The 18,386-nt window shown below is 73.8% G+C and carries 15 protein-coding genes and 3 tRNA genes; 9 read left to right on the top strand and 9 right to left on the bottom strand.

What is annotated here, in order from left to right; genetic code table 11:
• Nucleotides 1–133: 133 nt before the first annotated feature.
• The 3 genes from FXF68_RS37780 to FXF68_RS37770 all read right to left on the bottom strand — a co-directional run bounded on the left by FXF68_RS37780 (nucleotide 134) and on the right by FXF68_RS37770 (nucleotide 3,436).
• Nucleotides 134–1,309 (bottom strand): L,D-transpeptidase, encoded by a 1,176-nt coding sequence (locus tag FXF68_RS37780; RefSeq protein WP_246179159.1) that lies wholly within the window; start codon nucleotides 1,307–1,309, stop codon nucleotides 134–136.
• 243 nt (nucleotides 1,310–1,552) lie between these two features.
• On the bottom strand, nucleotides 1,553–2,314 hold the full coding sequence (locus tag FXF68_RS37775; RefSeq protein WP_246179158.1) for a VC0807 family protein: 762 nt from the start codon (nucleotides 2,312–2,314) through the stop codon (nucleotides 1,553–1,555).
• A gap of 195 nt (nucleotides 2,315–2,509) precedes the next feature.
• Nucleotides 2,510–3,436 (bottom strand): LysR family transcriptional regulator, encoded by a 927-nt coding sequence (locus tag FXF68_RS37770; protein ID WP_148767627.1) that lies wholly within the window; start codon nucleotides 3,434–3,436, stop codon nucleotides 2,510–2,512.
• Nucleotides 3,437–3,607: 171 nt separating this feature from the next.
• Here FXF68_RS37770 and FXF68_RS37765 point away from each other — a divergent pair, with 171 nt between their 5' ends.
• Nucleotides 3,608–4,948: a pyridoxal phosphate-dependent aminotransferase gene (locus tag FXF68_RS37765; protein ID WP_148767626.1), complete on the top strand. Its 1,341-nt coding sequence runs from the start codon at nucleotides 3,608–3,610 to the stop codon at nucleotides 4,946–4,948.
• 44 nt (nucleotides 4,949–4,992) lie between these two features.
• On the opposite strand, the gene FXF68_RS37760 is transcribed toward FXF68_RS37765, so the two are convergent.
• The 3 genes from FXF68_RS37760 to FXF68_RS37750 form a co-directional block, all read right to left on the bottom strand.
• Nucleotides 4,993–5,077 (bottom strand) — tRNA-Ser (locus FXF68_RS37760).
• A gap of 55 nt (nucleotides 5,078–5,132) precedes the next feature.
• Nucleotides 5,133–5,203: transfer RNA gene (locus FXF68_RS37755), tRNA-Ala, on the bottom strand.
• A 15-nt stretch (nucleotides 5,204–5,218) separates the two neighbouring features.
• Nucleotides 5,219–5,290, bottom strand: a tRNA-Trp gene (locus tag FXF68_RS37750).
• 314 nt (nucleotides 5,291–5,604) lie between these two features.
• Here FXF68_RS37750 and FXF68_RS37745 point away from each other — a divergent pair.
• A complete protein-coding gene (locus FXF68_RS37745; protein WP_067885637.1) occupies nucleotides 5,605–6,177 on the top strand; it encodes a hypothetical protein in 573 nt (190 codons plus the stop codon).
• Between the two features lie 28 nt (nucleotides 6,178–6,205).
• Here FXF68_RS37745 and FXF68_RS37740 read toward each other — a convergent pair whose 3' ends face one another.
• The gene (locus FXF68_RS37740) at nucleotides 6,206–7,774 is read right to left on the bottom strand and encodes a Na+/H+ antiporter (RefSeq protein ID WP_246179157.1); all 1,569 of its coding nucleotides are present in this window, start codon (nucleotides 7,772–7,774) and stop codon (nucleotides 6,206–6,208) included.
• Nucleotides 7,775–8,160: 386 nt separating this feature from the next.
• Between FXF68_RS37740 and FXF68_RS37735 the strand changes: the two genes are divergently transcribed.
• Entirely contained in the window at nucleotides 8,161–8,712 is a 552-nt protein-coding gene (locus FXF68_RS37735) for a CGNR zinc finger domain-containing protein (protein WP_148767624.1), read from the top strand.
• A 7-nt stretch (nucleotides 8,713–8,719) separates the two neighbouring features.
• On the opposite strand, the gene folP is transcribed toward FXF68_RS37735, so the two are convergent.
• Nucleotides 8,720–9,565, bottom strand: a complete 846-nt coding sequence (folP, locus tag FXF68_RS37730) for a dihydropteroate synthase (protein WP_148767623.1) — start codon at nucleotides 9,563–9,565, stop codon at nucleotides 8,720–8,722.
• Between the two features lie 193 nt (nucleotides 9,566–9,758).
• On the opposite strand from folP, the gene FXF68_RS37725 reads away from it, so the two are divergent.
• From FXF68_RS37725 to FXF68_RS37705, 5 genes are all read left to right on the top strand, one after another.
• Nucleotides 9,759–10,793 (top strand): GDP-mannose 4,6-dehydratase, encoded by a 1,035-nt coding sequence (locus FXF68_RS37725; RefSeq protein ID WP_148355756.1) that lies wholly within the window; start codon nucleotides 9,759–9,761, stop codon nucleotides 10,791–10,793.
• Nucleotides 10,794–10,825: 32 nt separating this feature from the next.
• A complete protein-coding gene (locus FXF68_RS37720) occupies nucleotides 10,826–11,089 on the top strand; it encodes a ubiquitin carboxyl-terminal hydrolase 14 (protein ID WP_148767622.1) in 264 nt (87 codons plus the stop codon).
• Nucleotides 11,089–12,672 (top strand): MFS transporter, encoded by a 1,584-nt coding sequence (locus tag FXF68_RS37715; protein ID WP_148767621.1) that lies wholly within the window; start codon nucleotides 11,089–11,091, stop codon nucleotides 12,670–12,672. Before FXF68_RS37720 ends, FXF68_RS37715 begins: the two co-directional genes overlap by 1 nt.
• An 83-nt stretch (nucleotides 12,673–12,755) precedes the next feature.
• Nucleotides 12,756–13,628 carry a LysR family transcriptional regulator gene (locus FXF68_RS37710; RefSeq protein ID WP_148767620.1) on the top strand — a complete coding sequence of 291 codons (873 nt, stop codon included), beginning with the start codon at nucleotides 12,756–12,758 and terminating at the stop codon, nucleotides 13,626–13,628.
• 28 nt (nucleotides 13,629–13,656) lie between these two features.
• Entirely contained in the window at nucleotides 13,657–15,243 is a 1,587-nt protein-coding gene (locus FXF68_RS37705) for a Na+/H+ antiporter (RefSeq protein WP_148767619.1), read from the top strand.
• Between the two features lie 90 nt (nucleotides 15,244–15,333).
• Here FXF68_RS37705 and FXF68_RS37700 read toward each other — a convergent pair whose 3' ends face one another.
• Entirely contained in the window at nucleotides 15,334–16,248 is a 915-nt protein-coding gene (locus FXF68_RS37700; RefSeq protein WP_148355626.1) for an Lrp/AsnC family transcriptional regulator, read from the bottom strand.
• A gap of 655 nt (nucleotides 16,249–16,903) precedes the next feature.
• On the opposite strand from FXF68_RS37700, the gene FXF68_RS37695 reads away from it, so the two are divergent.
• Nucleotides 16,904–18,340: a GuaB1 family IMP dehydrogenase-related protein gene (locus FXF68_RS37695; protein WP_281292259.1), complete on the top strand. Its 1,437-nt coding sequence runs from the start codon at nucleotides 16,904–16,906 to the stop codon at nucleotides 18,338–18,340.
• The last annotated feature ends 46 nt before the right edge of the window (nucleotides 18,341–18,386 follow it).

The following is an 18,386-nucleotide window of genomic DNA, read 5'->3' as shown; positions in this document are numbered from 1 at the left end:
CTAATTCGGTGGATCACGCCAGAGCTCGGGTTTTGCCGGACGTCCGAGATCAAAGCGTTGTCTGGCCGCACGCTCCGCGATCGTCCCAGGCAGGGACAGGAGGCGGCGTCCGCATCCAGCCGGGTGGGGCGCGTCACTTGAGGGCACTGCCCTGCCGCCATTCGTCGAACGGCATCTGGAACACGCTCCAGCCGTTGTCCCACTCGACCTCGCGGTCGCTGCCGGTCAGCTTCAGGACGTCGCCGCGCTGCGCGATGTCGTAGAACCACTTGGCGTTCTCCGGGCTGACGTTCAGGCAGCCGTGGCTGACGTTCGCCGAGCCCTGCGAGCCGACCGACCAGGGCGCCGAGTGCACGTACTCGCCGCTGTTGGAGAACCGGACCGCGTAGTTGACGACCGTCTTGTAGTAGCCGGGGTCGCCCTCCTGGCGGCCGGGGGACGTCATGGTGACCGGGTTCCCCTTCTCCATCAGCAGGTGGACGCCGCTGGTCGTGGTGAACTCGCGCGTCTCGCCGTTCCCGGCGCTGAACGGGACGGTGCGCAGCTTCTTGCCGTCCCGGGTCACGGTCATGTGGTGGCCGCCGATGTCGCCGGTGGTGACCTGCGCGGCGCCGATGGACAGGGTCGCGTCCGCGTCGGCAGCGCCGTAGACGCCGCCGCCCGCGTTCACCCCGGCGAGGCTCGCGTGGAACCGGACGGTCTGGTGCGGCTGCCAGTAGGTCTTCGTCCGGTAGACGACCTGGTCGGAGCCGATCCAGCGCCAGGCGCCCTCGACGGGCTTGTCGGGGGTGACGCGCAGCGTCCGCTCGACGGCCGCCTTGTCGGCGACCGGGCGGTCGAACCGGACGAAGATCGGCATCCCGATCCCGACCTTCTCCCCCTTGAGGTTCGGGGTGACGTCCGCGATGGACAGCGTCGCCGACGGCTTGAGCGTCGTGAACGTGCTGGTCGCGGTGCGGGTCTTGCCGTCGTCCTCGGCCTGCGCCGTGACGGTGTAGGACGCGCCCGGCGTCATCGTCCGGTCGGACCGCCAGACCTTGCGCCCGTCCGCGAACCGGCCGCTGATCGTGACGGCGGCGCCGCCCTGGCCCTGCACGGTGACCTTCTCCAGCTTGGCGCCGGACGCCTTGACCTCGATCGTCCCGTCCGGCTTGACCTGCGCGGTCCCGCTGGCGGGCGTGATCGTCACGGTGGCGGGCGAGTCGCCCGAGGCCAGCGCGCCCTTCCCGCCGATCGAGCAGCCCGCGGCGAGCACCGCCATCGCGCCGACACCGCCGGTCAGCGCCAGCCGCAAACGCCCCTTATTCACCACAAACTCCCCCAGATCCCACTTTTTCACCCCGTTCGGTGAATCTATCTGAGAGTGGAGACGCCGCGAACGGGCCGGAGGTTCGGTCCGGAGCCCAGGAAATCACTGCTCAGACGGCCCTTGCCGGGACGGGCGCCGGGGGCGGCGCGGCGTCGGGGAGAAGGGGCGGGTCGGGGTCGGGCAGGAGTCACGCGACGATCGGAAGGCAGCGCCCAGAAGAAGGCGCTCAGGAAGGAAAGCCGCTCAGGACGCGGCCGAGGGCTCGCGGTTCACGTGCCGCACCACCCGCCGGAATCCCCAGACGGAGATGGCGACGCCGAGCGCGCCCAGCCCGGCGACGATGCCGGTCCGGATCCACAGGTACATGCCGATCGACTCGTTGAAGAGCATCCAGAGGCTCACGGCCACGTTGGTGAAGAGCACCATTGACCAGAGCAAGGAGATGCGCAGGAAGAACTGGTGCACGCGGGCGTGCCTGAGGAACGCCTCGGGGATGGGCGCCATGTCCCTCGCCAGCTTCATGGCGAGCGGCCGTCCGAGCGGGACGGACGCGAGGAACGCCAGGCTCACCATCAGCGTGCCGAGCGTCGGCTGCAGGAAGTAGACGACGGCGCTGTGCGTCGCCGCCGCGAGCCCCGCCCGGACGGTCACGCCGACGGCGGCCAGCACCAGCATCCCCGACACGGGGTGGCCGCGCAGGTAGCGGTAGAAGATCCCGCCGTACACCCAGGCGACGGCGGCGATCAGCGCCCCGTTCAGCCCGAGCAGCATGAGCGCCGCGTAGAACACCGCGACCGGCGCGATCACGCCCTCCACGAAGCGCGGCAGGGCGTGCATCAGCAGCGCCGTCACCCGCGGCAGTTCGAAGCCGTGGGGGCCGCCGTCCTGGGCGCCCGCGGGCGCGTCGCCGTGCTGCGCCCCGGAGGGCTCGTCGAGCGTGGTCGCCGGTGTCTCCATCGAGCGCTGCGCTCCCCGATCGGTGTGCATGGACTCGGATTGGCTCACGATTCGCCCCACCGTACGTGATGATCCGCGCGCGTCCGTCCGCTTTCGGCGATCCGGGCACGCGCCCTTGTTCCCCCCTTAGTTCGGCTCCACACTCCGTCCGGTGCGGCTGACGACCGGAAACGGCCAGAATCGAACCCCCGCGGCGCGGAACTCATTTTCTTTCGGCGGGTCGTCCGGCGGTGTTTCCGGCGGTCACTTCTCCGCCGGCACCGGCTGGACCTCCCGCGCCGCCGCGTAGATCGCCCGCAGCGTCACCGCGACCGACGGCCTGCGCACGCTCGCCGACCTGGTCACGGCGTACACCTCGCGGGCCAGCGCGCAGTCGGGGATGGGCCGGACGGCCACTCCGCGGTCGCCCGCCGCGAGCGCCAGCGCGGGCACCGCGGTGATCCCGATCCCCCGCGCGACGAGGCTGAGGATCGTGTGCAGCCCCTCGAACTCCCACGGGACGGGACGCGCCCCGCCAACGGTATCGAGCAGGCGTTCGACGGCCTGCCGGGACGGCTCGCCGGGCGGCGCGGCCATCCACGGCTCCTCCCGCAGCCGCTGCAGGTCGACCGCCCGGTCGGGCTCCGACATCGGGTGCGCGGCCGGGACGACGAGCACCAGCGGGTCGCGGCGCAGGTGGAAGAACTCCAGCGCGGCGGGCGCCTGCTCGGGGACCTTGCCCGTCCAGTCGTCGATGAGCGCGATGTCGACCTCGCCGTTCTGCACCTGCCGGATGCCGTCGCCGGGGCGCGTCTGCCGCAGCACGAACGTCAGCTCGGGATGCTCGCCGAGGCTGCGCGCCAGCGCGGGCGCGAACGCGACGGCGGCGGTGGGGAACGCGGTGACGACGACCCGCCCCATCGGCGTGTCGGAGTGCGCGGACAGCTCCGCCTCCGCCGTCTCCACCAGGCCGAGGATCTCCTCGGCGCGCTCGGCGAGGCGGCGCCCGGCGTCGGTCAGCTCCGCGCTGCGGGCCGTCCGGTCCAGGAGCGGGACGCGGGCCTCCCGCTCCAGCGTGGCGAGCTGCTGCGACACGGCGGACGGCGTGTAGCCGAGGGCGGCGGCGGTCGCGGCGATGCTGCCGCGGCGGGCGAACTCGGCGAGAAGGCGCAGGCGGCGCAGTTCCAGCATCACTCCACCTTACGGTCACCATCGATGAGACTCGCTTGTGATGATGCTGGAAGCGGGCAAGCATGAGGACGAACCCGGCCGGGTCGCACAGGGGGAATCCGCGGTCACCCTCCGTTGTCCTCGCATGCCCTTTTGGAGTCGCCCATGCCTGCCCAGACACAGCCCGCCCCTATGAACTCCGCGTCTGCGAACTCCGCCTCCGTCCGGCCGCTGCCCTTCGAGCCGCGCCGCGTCCCGCTGTCGGCCACGCTCGCCGTGAACGAGGCGATCGCGCGCAAGCGCCGGGAGGGGGTGCGCGTCCTCCCGCTCGGCTTCGGAGAGGCCGGCATACCGATACATCCCGCCCTGGCCCGCGAGCTCGGCGCGGCCGCGGGCCGGGGCGGGTACGGGCCGGTGGCCGGGTCGGCGGCGCTGCGCGCCGCCGCCGCCGGGTACTGGTCCAGGCGCGGCCTGCCGACCGACCCGTCCGCCGTGGTGGCGGGGCCGGGCAGCAAGCCGCTGCTGTACGCGCTGCTGGCGGCGCTCGGCGGGGACGTCGTCGTCCCGTCGCCGAGCTGGGTGTCCTACGCGGCGCAGGCGTCGCTCGCGGGGGCCGAGCCGATCCGGGTCGCGACGCCGCCGGGCGAGGGCGGCGTGCCGAGCCCGGCGCTGCTCGCCGACGCCGTGGTGCGGGCCCGCGCGCGGGGCCGGGACGTGCGGGCCGTGGTGGTGACGCTGCCGGACAACCCGACCGGGACGATCGCGTCCGAGGACGCCGTCCGGCGGCTCTGCGCGGTGGCCCGCGAGCAGGACCTCGTGATCATCTCGGACGAGATCTACCGCGACCTCGTCCACGACCCGGCGCGGACCGCGCCGAGCCCCGCCCGGCACGCCCCGGAGCGGACCGTCGTCACGACCGCGCTGAGCAAGAGCCTCGCGGCGGGCGGCTGGCGGCTCGGCGTCGCCCGGCTGCCGGACGGCCCGTTCGGCCGGGCGCTGCGCGACAGCGTGCTCGGGGTGGCGAGCGAGATCTGGTCCAGCGCCCCCGCGCCGATGCAGCACGCCGCCGCCTACGCGTTCGCCGAGCCGCCGGAGCTGGTCGAGCGGGTGGACCGCAGCAGGCGGCTGCACGCGGCGGTCGCGGCGGCGGTCGCGGACCGGTTCACCGCCGCGGGCGCGCGGGTGCCGCGGCCGGAGGGGGCCTTCTACGTCTACCCCGACTTCGGCCCGCTGCGGGACGCGCTGGCGGAGAACCACGGCGTCCGGACGGCGGACGAGCTCACGGGCCTGTTGTTGGAACGTTACGGAGTGGGCGTCCTGCCGGGCAGTTCGTTCGGGGACGCCCCGTCCGCGCTGCGGATGCGGGTGGCGCCGAGCCTGCTCTACGGGGAGGACGACGAGCAGCGCCTCGCGGCGCTCGCGTCCCCGGCCCCGGCGGCGCTGCCGTGGATCGCGGACGCCCTGGACAGGCTCAGCGAGGTGCTCGCCGACCTCGTCGAGACCGCCACCGCCGGGCAGCCCGTCCCGGCGTGACGCGGAGGCCGGTCCGAAAAGGCCGGGGGAAGGCAATCGAATTGCGGAGGGTAAGGGAGTCGAACCCCTTCGAGTGTCACCTCGACGACGGTTTTCGAAACCGCTGCCTTACCGTTCGGCCAACCCTCCGGGGGAGGCGCGGGCCGCCCGTTCGCGGACGGCCCGCGGCCCGTGAACCGCCCAGTGGACCAGCAGGGAGTCGAACCCTGATCGCCTCCTTGCAAGGGAGGTGTGCTTCCGTTGCACCACAAGCCCGCCGACGGCGCTCAGCAGGGGCGGTAGGAGTCGAACCCACTTTCCGCCGGTTTTGGAGACCGGCCGCCTAACCGGTGGCTCGCCCCTTCGCTCTTTTTACGTCCGTTCGACGTGTCCAATGATGCGAGGCGGTTTCGTTCGGGCACAAATCGTTTTTCTCGGTGAGGGTCCGGACGCGCACCGTCATCACGCCGTGATCGGTCCCGTGATCTGCGGGACGGAAGCGCAGGCCCCGGCCCCTCCAGGGCACATAAACGTGGTGTAAGGTCCAACGACGCACGGGGCGAACGTCACGAATCGACCAACGGCAGGCCAACGCGCGTCCTGTCCGCGCCGCCCGTGGTAAACCCGACACAGGCACGAAGTCACGCGAGTGATGGAAGAAGGCGAGGGGGCCCGCCATGAGGCACGCACGGGACGGGGCTGCCGCCGCGATGAGCGCCGCCTCCAGGATCCTCGTCGCACGGGGCAAGAACGAGCCCCAGGAGATGGAGAACCCGGACGTGGCCTGGGGCCAGCGCGCCCGCGACGGGGTGTGGGTGCCCACCAGGGACGGGCAGCGCATCCACGTCGGGATCGACGTCGCCGCCGCCGACACGGTCGCGCAGGTGCTGCGCCCGAGCCTGCGGGTGTTCGTGGGCGTGGACGTCGACACCGACATCGTCGCGCAGACGACGGCGGGCGGGGTGCGGCTGCTGACCGTCATCCACGGGCCCGACGCCCCGACCGAGTTCCGGTTCGGCGTCTCCCTCGCCGACGGGCTGGCGCTGGAGTCGATGCCGTCCGGCGGGTACGACGTCGTCCACCTGCGGTACGGGGCGACGGTCGGGCGGCTCTACAACCCGTGGGCCAGCGACTCCATGTTCCGCCAGGTGAAGGCCGACTACACCCTGGAAGGTGCGGCCGTCACGATGCGCGTCCAGCACACCGACGCCTACTACCCCGTGGTCGCCGACCCCCACTACGAGCGCTGACCCGGCCGCCTCGCGCCGGGGTTCAGCGCTATCCCTTGATCGCCGTCGGGTCCTCGAAGTCGAGCTCGCGGACGATCTCCCGGTACGTCTCCGCGCCGATCCTGCCCTTGCGGTAGAGCGTCCGCAGCTTCGCCCGCTGCGCCCTGACCAGCTCGGTGCGGACGCGGCGGCTGTTCGGCGCGGGCCGGTCGCGGTCGGCGTCCTTCCGGTCCAGGAGGTACCGGACGCGCTCCAGGCGCAGTTCGAGCATCTGCCGGAACGCCTCGGCGGTCTGCTCGTCGACGTCCTCGTCCTCGGCCAGCTCGTCCAGCCGGGCGAGCGCGGCCTGCAGCCCGGCCTTGCGGGCGAGCATCGCCTCGGCGCGGCGGCGGGCCGGCTCGGCGAGGCCGAGGCGGCGCAGCAGGACGGGCAGCACCGGCGCCTGCCCGAGCAGCGTCACGAGGACGACGAGCGCGGCGAGGACGACCAGCGTGCCGCGCTCGTCCCCGACCGTGTCGGGCAGCGACAGCGCGATGGCGAGCGTGATCGCGCCGCGCATGCCGCCGAGCCCGATGACGAGCCGCTGCCGCCAGCCGAGCCCGGTCTGGCTGCGCCGCCCGCCGGGCACCGTCCGGGCGAGCGGCCCGTTGCCGAGCTCCCACAGCAGCCGGACGCCGATCACGACGGCCGACACCGCGACCGCGACGACGGCGACCTTCGCCCACGTCTCCCCGCCCGGCTGCCGGACGATCTGCCGGATCTCCAGCCCGAGCAGGACGAACAGCGCCGACTCCAGCAGGAACGTCAGGATGCGCCAGAACGTCGCGCCGACCAGCCGGGACGCGGGCTGCAGGAACCCCTCGCCGTGCGTCCCGATCGAGAACCCGGCGACGACGGTGGCGAGCACCCCGGACGCGCCGAACCGGTCCGCCGGGACGAACGCCAGGTACGGCGTCACGAGCGACACGATGATCTGGCTGACCGGGTCGGTGATCCAGCGCCGCACCCGGCGGATCACGATCCCGAGGACGAGCCCGTACGCCACCCCGCCGAGGACGATCTGCACGACCCGGCCCGCCCCGTGCGCGACGGTGAAGTCGGCGCCGATCGCCTCCACCGCCAGCCCGAAGATCGTCAGCGCCGCGCCGTCGTTGATCAGGCTCTCCCCCTCCAGGATCGTGACCATCCGGGGCGGGGCGCCGAGCCGCTGCAGGACGGCGGTCGCGGCGACCGGGTCGGTCGGCGACACGGCCGCGCCGAACGCGAGCGCCACGGGCCAGGCGACGGCCGGGAGCAGGGCGTGCACGGTGGCGGCCACCGCGACGGTCGTGACGGTGGTGAGCCCGAAGGCCAGCGCGACGATGGGCACCGCGTCGGCGCGGGTCTCGCGCGGGGCGCTGAAGAACGCGGCGTGGTAGAGCAGCGGCGGCAGGAACCCGAGCAGCACCACGTCGGGCGGGACGACGACCGCGGGCAGCGCGGGCACGAACCCGGCGGCGACGCCGAGCACGACGAGCAGGATCGCGTCGGGCGTCCGCAGCCGCCGGGCCAGCGCCCGGGCGAGCAGGACCACGACCGCGACGGCCAGGAAGAGGGTGAAGATCCGGTCGTGCGCCACGGAGGTGTACCTGTCCGGAAAGGGGCGCGGTACGCGCCGCCGTACCGGCGGCCGCACCCCGCCTGGAACGTTCCCGCAGGTACGTGCGGGAGTGCCGGGCGCGCGATTCATGCCGGGTGGGCGTGGCCGCGCCGCGTTCTCGTCATATGCTCGGGGCCACGGGCCGCGTTCCGGCCCCGGCGACGGCGCCGGGCACACGACCGCCCCGGGTCCTGCGCGGGGCTGCCCGCGTCCCGGAACCGCCCGGGTTCCCGCGCGGGAAGCGACCCCGCGCGCCGGAACCGCGCCGGGCCCCGAGACTGGAGACGTCATGACCGCAGCGAAGCGAGGATCATGGCGCCGGCCTTCCCGGGGACGGGGGGCCGCCCCCAGAAAGGTGGAGCGTCGTGATCTTCACTCATGACACCGAGCACGCGCTCGCCGTCGTCGTCGATCTGATCAACACCGGCGCGGCGGCGTCCGGCGCCGAGGAGCTCGGCGGGCTGCGCGGGCTGCGCGCGTTCGTCGAGCGCCACGACTTCAGCGACGTCGGCGAGCTGACCGAGGCCGACCTCGCGCGGGTGCTCGACCTGCGCGAGCGGTTCCACGCGGTGTTCCGCGCGGGCGACGTCCCCGCCGCCGTCGCGCGGATCAACGAGATCGTCGGCGAGGTCCGCGCCACCCCGCACCTGACCGACCACGACGACTACGACTGGCACGTCCACTTCTTCGCGCCGGGCGCGCCGGTCGGCGAGCACCTCGCCGCCGACTGCGGGATGGCGCTCGCCTACGTCGTCGCGGCGGGCGAGCTCGACCGGCTGCGCACCTGCGAGGCGCCGGACTGCGCGCGGGTCCTCGTCGACCTGTCCCGCAACCGCTGCCGCCGCTACTGCGACAGCCGCACCTGCGGCAACCGCATGCACGTCGCCGCGTACCGCGCCCGCCAGCGTGCGCTCTGAACCCGTCCTAGCCCCGCCCGGTGAGCTCCGCCACGGCGTCCAGGGCGCGGCGGGCGGCGGGGACGTCGTGGACGCGGAACACCCGAGCCCCGAGCAGCGCAGAGACGCCGAGGACGGCCATCGTCCCGACCCCGCGCCGGTCGACCGGGCGGCCGAGCGTCTCCCCGATGAAGTCCTTGTTGGACACCGCGACCAGTACCGGCCATCCGGTGGCGGTCAGCTCGCCGAGCCTGCGGCTGATCTCCAGGGACTGGCGGGTGTTCTTGCCGAAGTCGTGCGCGGGGTCGATGAGGATCGCGTCGCGCCGCACGCCGAGCGCCACCGCGCGCTCCGCCTCCGCCGTGACGTGCGCGACGACGTCCGCGACGACGTCGTCGTAGCCGATCCGGTGCGGGCGGGTCCGGGGCGCGAGCGCGCCCGCGTGCGCGCAGACGAGGCCGACGCCGCGCGCCGCGGCGACCTCGGCGAGCCGCGGGTCGGGGCCGCCCCAGGTGTCGTTCAGCAGGTCGGCGCCCGCGTCCGCGACGGCCGCGCCGACCTCGGCGCGCCAGGTGTCCACGCTGATCACGACGCCGGGGTGCCGGTCGCGGACGGCCGCGACGAGCCCGACGACGCGGCGCAGCTCCTCGGCGACGCCGACGTCCTCGCCGGGCCCCGCCTTGACGCCGCCGATGTCGACGATGTCGGCGCCGTCCGCCACCGCGCGGTCGACGGCGTCGAGCGCGGCGCCGAAGGCGTAGGTGGCGCCCTTGTCGAAGAACGAGTCGGGCGTGCGGTTCACCACGGCCATGATCGCGCGCGGGCCGACGGCGTGGCCGTTCAGCCGCAGCGGCGGCGTCCCCGGAGAGCTCATGATGCCCTCACCGTGGCACATCGCGGAGCCTCCGGGCGAACAGAAGCGCATTCGGTTCAAACCCGGCCCTCCCTCGTCAGCCTCCCGCCGAGGTCGCTAACCTCATATGTCACGCTCGGCGCGGGCCCCTCCCCGCAGCGGAGCGGTCGGCCCAAGTCAGCCAAGTCAGCTCAAGTCAGCCATGGAGGATCCGCTGTCCAGGCGAGCACTCATCACCGGCATCACCGGACAGGACGGCTCGTATCTGGCCGAGCATCTGCTTGCGCTTGGGTACGAGGTCTGGGGCCTGGTGCGGGGGCAGGCGAACCCCCACGTGTCGCGGTTGCGCAAGCACATCGGCGACGTCCACATCACCACCGGTGACCTCCTCGACCAGGGCAGCCTGATCTCGGCGGTGGAGCGCGTCCAGCCCGACGAGGTCTACAACCTCGGCGCCATCTCCTACGTGCCGATGTCGTGGCAGCAGGCCGAGCTGACCGCCGAGGTCACCGGCATGGGCGTGCTGCGGACGCTGGAGGCCATCCGGGTCGTGTCGGGCATCAGCCCGTCCCGGACGCCGGGCGGCGAGCAGATCCGCTTCTATCAGGCGTCGTCCTCGGAGATGTTCGGGATGGTCCGGGAGACGCCGCAGAACGAGCGGACGCCGTTCCACCCGCGCAGCCCGTACGGGGTGGCGAAGAGCTACGGGCACTACATCACGCAGAACTACCGCGAGTCGTACGGGATGTTCGCGGTCAGCGGGATCCTGTTCAACCACGAGTCGCCGCGCCGGGGCGCGGAGTTCGTGACCCGCAAGGTGTCGCTCGGCGCGGCCCGCATCAAGCTGGGCCTCGCGTCCGAGCTGCGGCTCGGCAACCTCGACGCCCGCCGCGACTGGGGCTACGCGGGCGACTACGCCCGCGCGATGCGGCTGATGCTCGCGCAGGACTCCCCCGAGGACTTCGTCATCGGGACGGGCCAGACCCAGTCGGTGCGCGAGCTGGTCGAGTTCGCGTTCCGCACCGCCGGGCTCGACTGGGAGGACCACGTCGTCCTGGACGCCAAGTACACCCGTCCCGCCGAGGTCGACCTGCTGTGCGCCGACCCGAAGAAGGCCCGCGAGCAGCTCGGCTGGGAGCCCGCGGTGACCTTCGAAGAGCTGGTCACGATGATGGTCGAGTCGGACCTGCGGCTCCTGTCGGAGTCCGCCCGCCCCGAGGACGAGCCCTTCAGCCCCGATCATTGGTGATCCGGTGACCCGGGGCGTGGCACGATGCAGGCATGGCCACTTGCGAGCACGTGCAGACCCTTCCGGCGGACGATCCGTCGCCGAACACCCCGCAGGGATGCGAGGAGTGCCTGGCGCAGGGCACCCGGTGGGTCCACCTGCGGCTCTGCCTCGGCTGCGGGCACGTGGGCTGCTGCGACTCCTCCCCGATGAAGCACGCGTCCGCGCACTTCGCGAAGGAGGGGCACCCGATCGTCCGGTCGTTCGAGCCGGGCGAGGACTGGCGCTGGTGTTTCGTCGATGAACTGATCGTCTGATGCCGGACGTCCGGCTGGGCACCGGGCCGGGCCGCTGGGTCCTGCTGGCGACGGTGCTCGGGTCGAGCGTGGCGATGCTCGACGCGACGGTCGTGAACGTGGCGCTGCCGAGGCTGGCCCGCGACCTGGACGCCGACATGGCGGGCCTGCAGTGGACGGTCAACGCCTACACGCTCACGCTCGCCGGGTTCATCCTGCTCGGCGGCTCCCTCGGCGACCGGTTCGGCCGCCGCCGGATCTTCCTCGTCGGCGTCGTGTGGTTCGCGGTCGCGTCCGTGCTGTGCGGGATGGCGCAGAACATCGAGATGCTCGTCGCGTCGCGGGCGCTGCAGGGCGCGGGCGGGGCGCTGCTCACCCCCGGCTCGCTGGCGATCATCCAGTCGTCGTTCGCGGCGGAGGACCGGCCGCGCGCGGTCGGCGCCTGGTCGGGGTTCGGCGGCGTCGCCGGGGCGGTCGGGCCGTTCGCGGGCGGCTGGCTGGTGGAGGCGGCGGGCTGGCGGTGGGTGTTCCTGCTGAACGTGCCGCTCGCCGCCGTGGTGGTGCTGGTCGCGGCGCGGCACGTCCCGGAGAGCGTCGACCCGGACGCGCACGGCCGCTTCGACGTGCTCGGCGCCGCGCTCGCCGCGCTGGCCCTCGCCGGGACGACGTACGCGCTCACCGAGGCGGGGGGCGACCAGACGGCGACCGTGGTGATCGTCGCCGCCGCGGTGGCGGGGATCGCGGCGGCCGTCGCCTTCGTCATGGTCGAACGGGTCCGGGGGCGGAGCCGTCCGCCAATGGGGGCGGGCGAGGGACGGACGGCGCCGCAGCCGATGCTGCCGCTGGACGTGTTCGCGTCCCGCCAGTTCTCCGCCGTCAACGTCGTCACATTCGTCATGTACGGCGGGATGGGCGTGATGTTCTTCCTGCTGGTCCTGAACCTCCAGGTCGTCGCCGACTTCTCGCCCATCGCCGCCGGGACGGCGCTGCTGCCCGTCACGGTGCTGATGCTGCTGCTGTCGGCGCGGGCGGGCGCGCTCGCGCAGAAGATCGGGCCGCGGCTGCCCATGACGGCGGGCCTCGTCGTCGCGGCGATCGGGACGCTGCTGGTCGCGCGGATCGGCGAGGGCGCGTCCTACCTCCGGGACGTGGTGCCCGCCGTCGTCGTGTTCGGCCTCGGCCTGTCCGCGACGGTCGCGCCGCTCACCGCGACCGTGCTCGCCACCGCCGACGTCCGGCACGCGGGCGTCGCGAGCGGCGTCAACAACGCGGTCGCGCGGGCCGCCGGGCTGCTGACCGTGGCGGCGATCCCGCCGCTCGCCGGGCTGACCGGCGACGCCTACGACGACCCCGGGAAGTTCTCCCACGGGTTCACGATCGCGATGTCGGTGTGCGCGGTGATGCTCGCGGCCGGGGCGGTGCTCAGCTTCTTCACGGTGGCGGACGACGCGTTGCGCACCCCGTCCGGCGCGACCGTCGAGCCGGCGGGCAGGAGCCACTGCGCCATCGGCGCCCCGCAACTCCAGCCGGAGCCCGAGCCCGCCCCCGCGAACGGGGCCCCGGACGCGGCCCCGGACGGCCCGGCGGCGCGCCCGCTGGCTTGATCACCAGGCCGAACGGCGGCCGGACCCGGTCCGTTTCCGGCTATGTCCAGGACCGGATCGGTTCGTTGTCATACGGTCGGTGCATGAATCTGCGGCAGCTGCGCTACGTCGTGGCGACCGCCGACCACGGCACGATGACGTCGGCGGCCCAGGCCCTCTACGTGGCGCAGCCCGCGCTCTCGCGGGCCGTCCGGGAGCTGGAGCGCGAACTCGGCGTCGAGCTGTTCCAGCGGTCCGGGCGGGGCGTGGCGCTGACCGACGTCGGCGAGCAGGTGGTCCGGCAGGCGCGGGTCGCGCTGGACGCCGTCGACGCGATCGAGGGCCTGTCGGTCGGCCGGTCCAACGGGCGGGGCGCCGAGCTGCGCATCGCCGTGACCGCGTCGCTGGAGCCGGAGCTGACCGGGCGGCTCATCCCCCGGTTCGCGCGCGACCAGCCCGCCGTCCGGATCCGGGTGGTCCGCTGCGCCGACCGCGACCGGGTCGCGGCGGCGCTCCGCGCGGGCCGCGCCGACCTGGCGCTCGCCGACCTGCCGGTGCCGGGCGACATGACGGCGCACCCGTTCGAGCAGCGGGAGGTCGTGCTGATCTCGCCGCCCGCGCTGAAGGTCCGCGAGCCGGTGCCGCCCGCCGCGCTGGACGGGATGCGGCTCGTCCTGCCCGCGCGCGGCAGCCCCCGCCGCGCCGAGGTCGACGCGATGCTGCGGCGGATCGGCGCGACCCCGGTCGCCGCGGTGGAGTCCGACGAGCGCGGCGCGTGGCTCGGCTGGGTCCGGGCCGGGATGGGCTCGCTGCTCTGGTACCGCAACCAGATCGACGACACCGAGGGCGTGACCGTCCGGTCGTTCATGCCGCCGATCACCCGGATGATCGGGATCGTGCACCCGCACCGCAGGCTGCCGCCCGCCGCCCGCGACTTCCTCGCGTTCGCCAAGGAGACCGCCCGCGACGCGCACTGAGGGCGCGGCGCCGTGCGATCATCTGGCCGTGGGGACCACTAACGCGCTCTGGCTGCTGGCCGTCCCGATCTTCGCGCTGGCGGTCGCCGGCGGCGCGCGGCGGACCGGCCTGTCGGCGCCGCTCGTCCTGGTGATCGCGGGGCTGGCCGTCTCGTACGTGCCGGGTGTCCCGGCGTTCGAGCTGCATCCCGAGTTCGTGCTGTACGTGTTCCTGCCGCCGCTGCTGTTCTTCGCGGCCTGGCAGAGCTCCCTGCCGAACCTGCGGCAGAACGGCTGGACGATCGGGATGATGTCGATCGGGCTCGTCCTGTTCACCACGTTCGCGGTGGGGTTCGCGGCGCACTGGCTCGTCCCCGGGCTGCCGCTCGCGGCGGCGTGCGTGCTCGGCGCGGTGGTGGCGCCGCCGGACGCGGTCGCCGCGGTGAGCGTCGCGCAGCGGCTCGGCCTCCCCCGCCGGGTGACGACCGTGCTGGTCGGCGAGAGCCTGTTCAACGATGCGACGGCGCTGACGGCGTTCCGGGTCGCGCTGACGGCGGCGACCGGCGCGGGCTTCACCCTCCTCGACGGCGTCGGGGAGTTCCTGTACGCGGCCGCGGGCGGCATCGCGATCGGGCTGCTGCTCGGCCCGCCGCTGCACTGGCTGCGCACCCGGCTGGACGACCCGCTGATGGAGAACGGCGTCGCGCTCGCCGCGCCGTTCGCGGGCTACCTGGTCGCCGAGAGCGTGCACGCGTCCGGGGTGATGGCGGTGGTCGTCAGCGGCCTGTACCTGGGGCACCGGGCGGGCGAGTCGGGCGCGGTGACGCGGCTGGTCGGGCACTCGTTCTGGAAGGTGATGGTCTTCGTCCTGGAGTCGGTGGTGTTCCTGCTGATCGGGCTGCAGCTCCGGCCCGTCCTGGACGGGGTGTCCGGGCACGGCGCCCTGGAGCTGACCGGCTGGGCCGCCGCGATCTTCGCGGTGACGGTCGCGGCCAGGTTCGTGTGGGTGTTCCCCGCCGCGCAGCTCCCCCGGCTGCCGCCGCGCGGGGAGCACGTCGGGTGGCGGAGCCGGACCGTCCTGTCGTGGGCGGGGATGCGCGGGGTGGTGTCGCTGGCGGCGGCGTTCGCGGTGCCGTTCACGACCTCGGACGGCCTGCCGTTCCCGGGCCGCGACCTGATCCTGTTCTTCACGCTGACGACCGTCCTCGGGACGCTGCTGATCCAGGGCATGACGTTCCCCGCGCTGATCCGCAGGCTCGGCGTCGGCGGCGAGCGCGAGCGCTACACCGACACGGTCGCGGAGGCGGGCGCGCAGCACGCGGCGGCGCGGGCCGCGCTGGACCGCCTCGACGAGCTGACCGAGGACCAGGACGACCTGGACGCCGAGGTCGTGGAGCGGCTCCGCTGGCTCGCCGAGCACCGGCAGCTCAGGGCGTGGGAGCGGCTCGGCGGAGGGACGGGCCAGGAGGGCGCGGAGGTGCCGACCGCGACGTACCGGCGGCTGCGCCGCGAGATGCTGGCCGCGGAGCGGCGCGTGTTCCTGCGGGCGCGGGACGAGCGCCGCATCGACGACGAGGTGCTGACCCGCGTCCTGCACGAGCTGGACCTGGAGGAGGCAGCCCTCAACCGCGACTAGCCGCACGGGCCGTGCGGTGCGCAGCGGACGGTGCCCCGGCCACGGTTGACGCCGCGGCCGGGGCGGAGGGGAGCCGCCGTGGCGGCGCGTTCAGGCCGACCCGTTGAGGGGCTGCTCGGGCAGCTCGACCGCGTAGGACTCCTTGACCACGTCGAGGTGGTGCCAGGACTCCCGGACGGTCACGCCGGGCACGCCGCGGATGGCGTCCAGCACCGCGACGAGCCCGGTGCGCGAGGCCGCCTCGGCCTGCCCGACGATGTCGTAGCGGCCGAAGCCGGTCGCCAGGTAGCGGACGCCGTCCTGGGCGGCGACCGCCTCGGCGACCTTCCGCAGCCCGCCGGTCACCACGAGACCGAACCCGCCGAGCTCGGCCGCGCCGAGGGCGAGCGGGTCGGCGAGGCCGGTGACCTGGATGACGCCCGAGCGCATCAGCCGCACGACCCGGGCCCGGGTGGCGGCCTGCGAGAGCCCGATGATGTGCGCGAGCCGGGTGTAGGGGGCGCGCCCGTCGCGCTGCAGCTCCTGCAGGAGCCGCCAGTCGATGTCGTCGAGGGAGACCTCGCCGAGCTCGCGCACCACCGCGTGCGTGTCGCGCACGGTGGCCACCGACCGGAACACCTCCGCCGAGCGCACGCCGGAGACGGACCTGATGTGGTCCACCTCCGCCGCGAGCGCGGCGTCGTCGCGGGTGCGGACCTGCGCGACCAGGTCGTACGGGCCGGCGGTCAGCGCCGCGAAGCTGACCGCGGGACGCCCGGCGACGGCCGCCGCCACGTCCCGGGCCGAGCCCTCGACGGTGACCGAGACGTGCCCGATCGCCTCCGCGCCGACGACGGCGGCGTGCACGATGCCGACGACGCGGACGACCCGCGTTTCGAGAAGGTGCTGCACCCGGGCCCGCACGGCCGTGCGGGAGAGCCCGACGCGGTCGGCGAGCGCCTGGAACGTCGCCCTGCCATCCCGCTGGAGCTCGCGGACGAGCACGGCGTCGACCGCATCCAGCACGGCTGTCCTCCTCGACGTGTAAAGAATCGGTTTGCCTGCGACTGCAAGATCATTCCATTTCAGGACGGTATGACGTCAAATATTGATCTTGCTCGTGTTCGCCGTACCCGGCGGCCGTCGATGCGTCGGCGGCGAGTTCGGCGGGGCGACGTTTCGGACGCCTCGTGAACCCGCGTGGAAGCGCAACGCTGCCGGACACGGCGCGCGCCGGAGCGCGGGGGGACGCGGGCGGGGGGCGTGCCCGGCGGCTCCACCGGTCGGCACATGCCCGGGACGGCCCGCGGCGCGGACGAGCGCGGCTGACCGGGCCCAAGTGCGTGACCTGCATGCGCTTCTCCCGGTGTTCTGCTGTCACGCCCCTACGGCGGTTCCGCCGTCCGCATGAGGCACATGTAAGAAAAGTGCATCGAGGGCGCAGTTACGTCAAGAGGTAACTTTACAGAGAGCCAAGCCTCACGTTGCACCGTTTTCGACCACGCCATGAGGAAATCCCTGCGCGCCGCCCGCCGGGGCCCCGGCCAGGAACGGAAGCACAATGGCGCTTCGCGGGTAGGCCGCGGCGAAGGCCGGCGCCGGTATGGCGGCGGCATCGCCGGGCATGGCCGAGAATGGACGGTGGCCCAGCCACTCCGACCGCGATTGGTGTTGTACAGCCGTGCACCTGCTGAACGGTGAGCGTTCCGCTCACGACCTCACCTACAACGACGTCTTCATGGTCCCGCGCCGCTCGTCGGTCGGGTCCCGTCTGGAGGTCGACCTCGCCACGTCCGACGGCAGCGGGACGACGATCCCCCTCGTGGTCGCGAACATGACCGCCGTGTCCGGCCGCCGGATGGCCGAGACCGTCGCCCGCCGGGGCGGGATCGCGGTGCTGCCGCAGGACATCCCGGCCGACGTCGTCGCCGAGGTGATCGGCTGGGTCAAGGGGCGCGACCTGGTCGTCGACACCCCGATCCGGCTGGGGCCGTCCAGCACGGCCGGGGACGCGCTCGCGCTGCTGCCGAAGCGCGCCCACAACGCCGTGATCGTCGTCGAGGACGACCGTCCCGTCGGGGTGGTGACCGAGGCCGACTGCCAGGGCGTCGACCGGTTCGCCCAGCTCCGCGACATCATGTCCCGCGACCTGGTCACGGTGCCGGCGGGCGTCGACCCGCGCGAGGCGTTCGACCGGCTGCACGAGCGCGGCCACCGGCTCGCCCCGGTCGTGGACGCGTCCGGGCGGCTCGCGGGCATCCTGACCCGCACCGGCGCGCTGCGCGCCACGCTGTACAAGCCCGCCGTCGACGGCGCCGGGCGGCTGCGCATCGCCGCCGCCGTGGGGGTGAACGGCGACGTCGCCGGCAAGGCCAAGGCGCTGCTGGAGGCGGGCGCCGACCTGATCGTGGTCGACACCGCGCACGGCCACCAGGACAAGATGATCAGCGCGCTGGAGGCGGTGCGCGGGCTCGACCCGGCCGTCCCGGTGGTGGCCGGGAACGTGGTGACCGCGGAGGGCGTCCGCGACCTCGTCGAGGCGGGCGCGGACATCGTCAAGGTCGGCGTCGGCCCCGGCGCCATGTGCACGACCCGGATGATGACCGGGGTCGGCCGCCCGCAGTTCTCCGCCGTGCTGGAGTGCGCCGCCGAGGCGCGGCGGCTCGGCCGGCACGTGTGGGCGGACGGCGGCGTCCGGCACCCGCGCGACGTGGCGCTGGCGCTCGCCGCCGGGGCCGCGAACGTGATGGTCGGGTCCTGGTTCGCGGGCACCTACGAGTCGCCGGGCGACCTGCAGCGCGCCGCCGACGGGCGGCTCTACAAGGAGAGCTTCGGGATGGCGTCGGCGCGGGCGGTGCGGCTGCGCACCGCCGACGACTCCCCGTTCGACCGGGCCCGCAAGGCGCTGTTCGAGGAGGGGATCTCCACGTCCCGGATGTACCTCGACCCGCGCCGCCCCGGCGTGGAGGACCTGATCGACTCGATCGTCGCTGGGCTGCGCAGCTCGTGCACCTACGCGGGCGCCCGGACGCTGGAGGAGTTCCACGAGCGGGCCACGGTCGGGATCCAGGGGTCGTCCGGGTTCGCCGAGGGCATGCCGCTGTCCAGCAGTTGGTAAACCGGCGCCCTCCGCGCCCGGCTTTACCCGACACGCCGCCCGGGAT

This window comes from Actinomadura decatromicini (genome assembly GCF_008121305.1).
GTDB lineage: Bacteria > Actinomycetota > Actinomycetes > Streptosporangiales > Streptosporangiaceae > Spirillospora > Spirillospora syzygii.
The sequence above is the reverse complement of the archived record's forward strand: the minus strand, read 5'-3'. Positions and strand labels throughout refer to the sequence as shown.

Coding starts and splice junctions, on each gene's coding strand:
- FXF68_RS37770 (WP_148767627.1), bottom strand. CDS start 3,436: ATGCTGGAACTGCGCCGCCTGCGCCTTCTCGCCGAGTTCGCCCGCCGC.
- FXF68_RS37710 (WP_148767620.1), top strand. CDS start 12,756: ATGAATCTGCGGCAGCTGCGCTACGTCGTGGCGACCGCCGACCACGGC.
- FXF68_RS37765 (WP_148767626.1), top strand. CDS start 3,608: ATGAACTCCGCGTCTGCGAACTCCGCCTCCGTCCGGCCGCTGCCCTTC.
- FXF68_RS37715 (WP_148767621.1), top strand. CDS start 11,089: ATGCCGGACGTCCGGCTGGGCACCGGGCCGGGCCGCTGGGTCCTGCTG.
- folP (WP_148767623.1), bottom strand. CDS start 9,565: ATGAGCTCTCCGGGGACGCCGCCGCTGCGGCTGAACGGCCACGCCGTC.
- FXF68_RS37745 (WP_067885637.1), top strand. CDS start 5,605: ATGAGGCACGCACGGGACGGGGCTGCCGCCGCGATGAGCGCCGCCTCC.
- FXF68_RS37720 (WP_148767622.1), top strand. CDS start 10,826: ATGGCCACTTGCGAGCACGTGCAGACCCTTCCGGCGGACGATCCGTCG.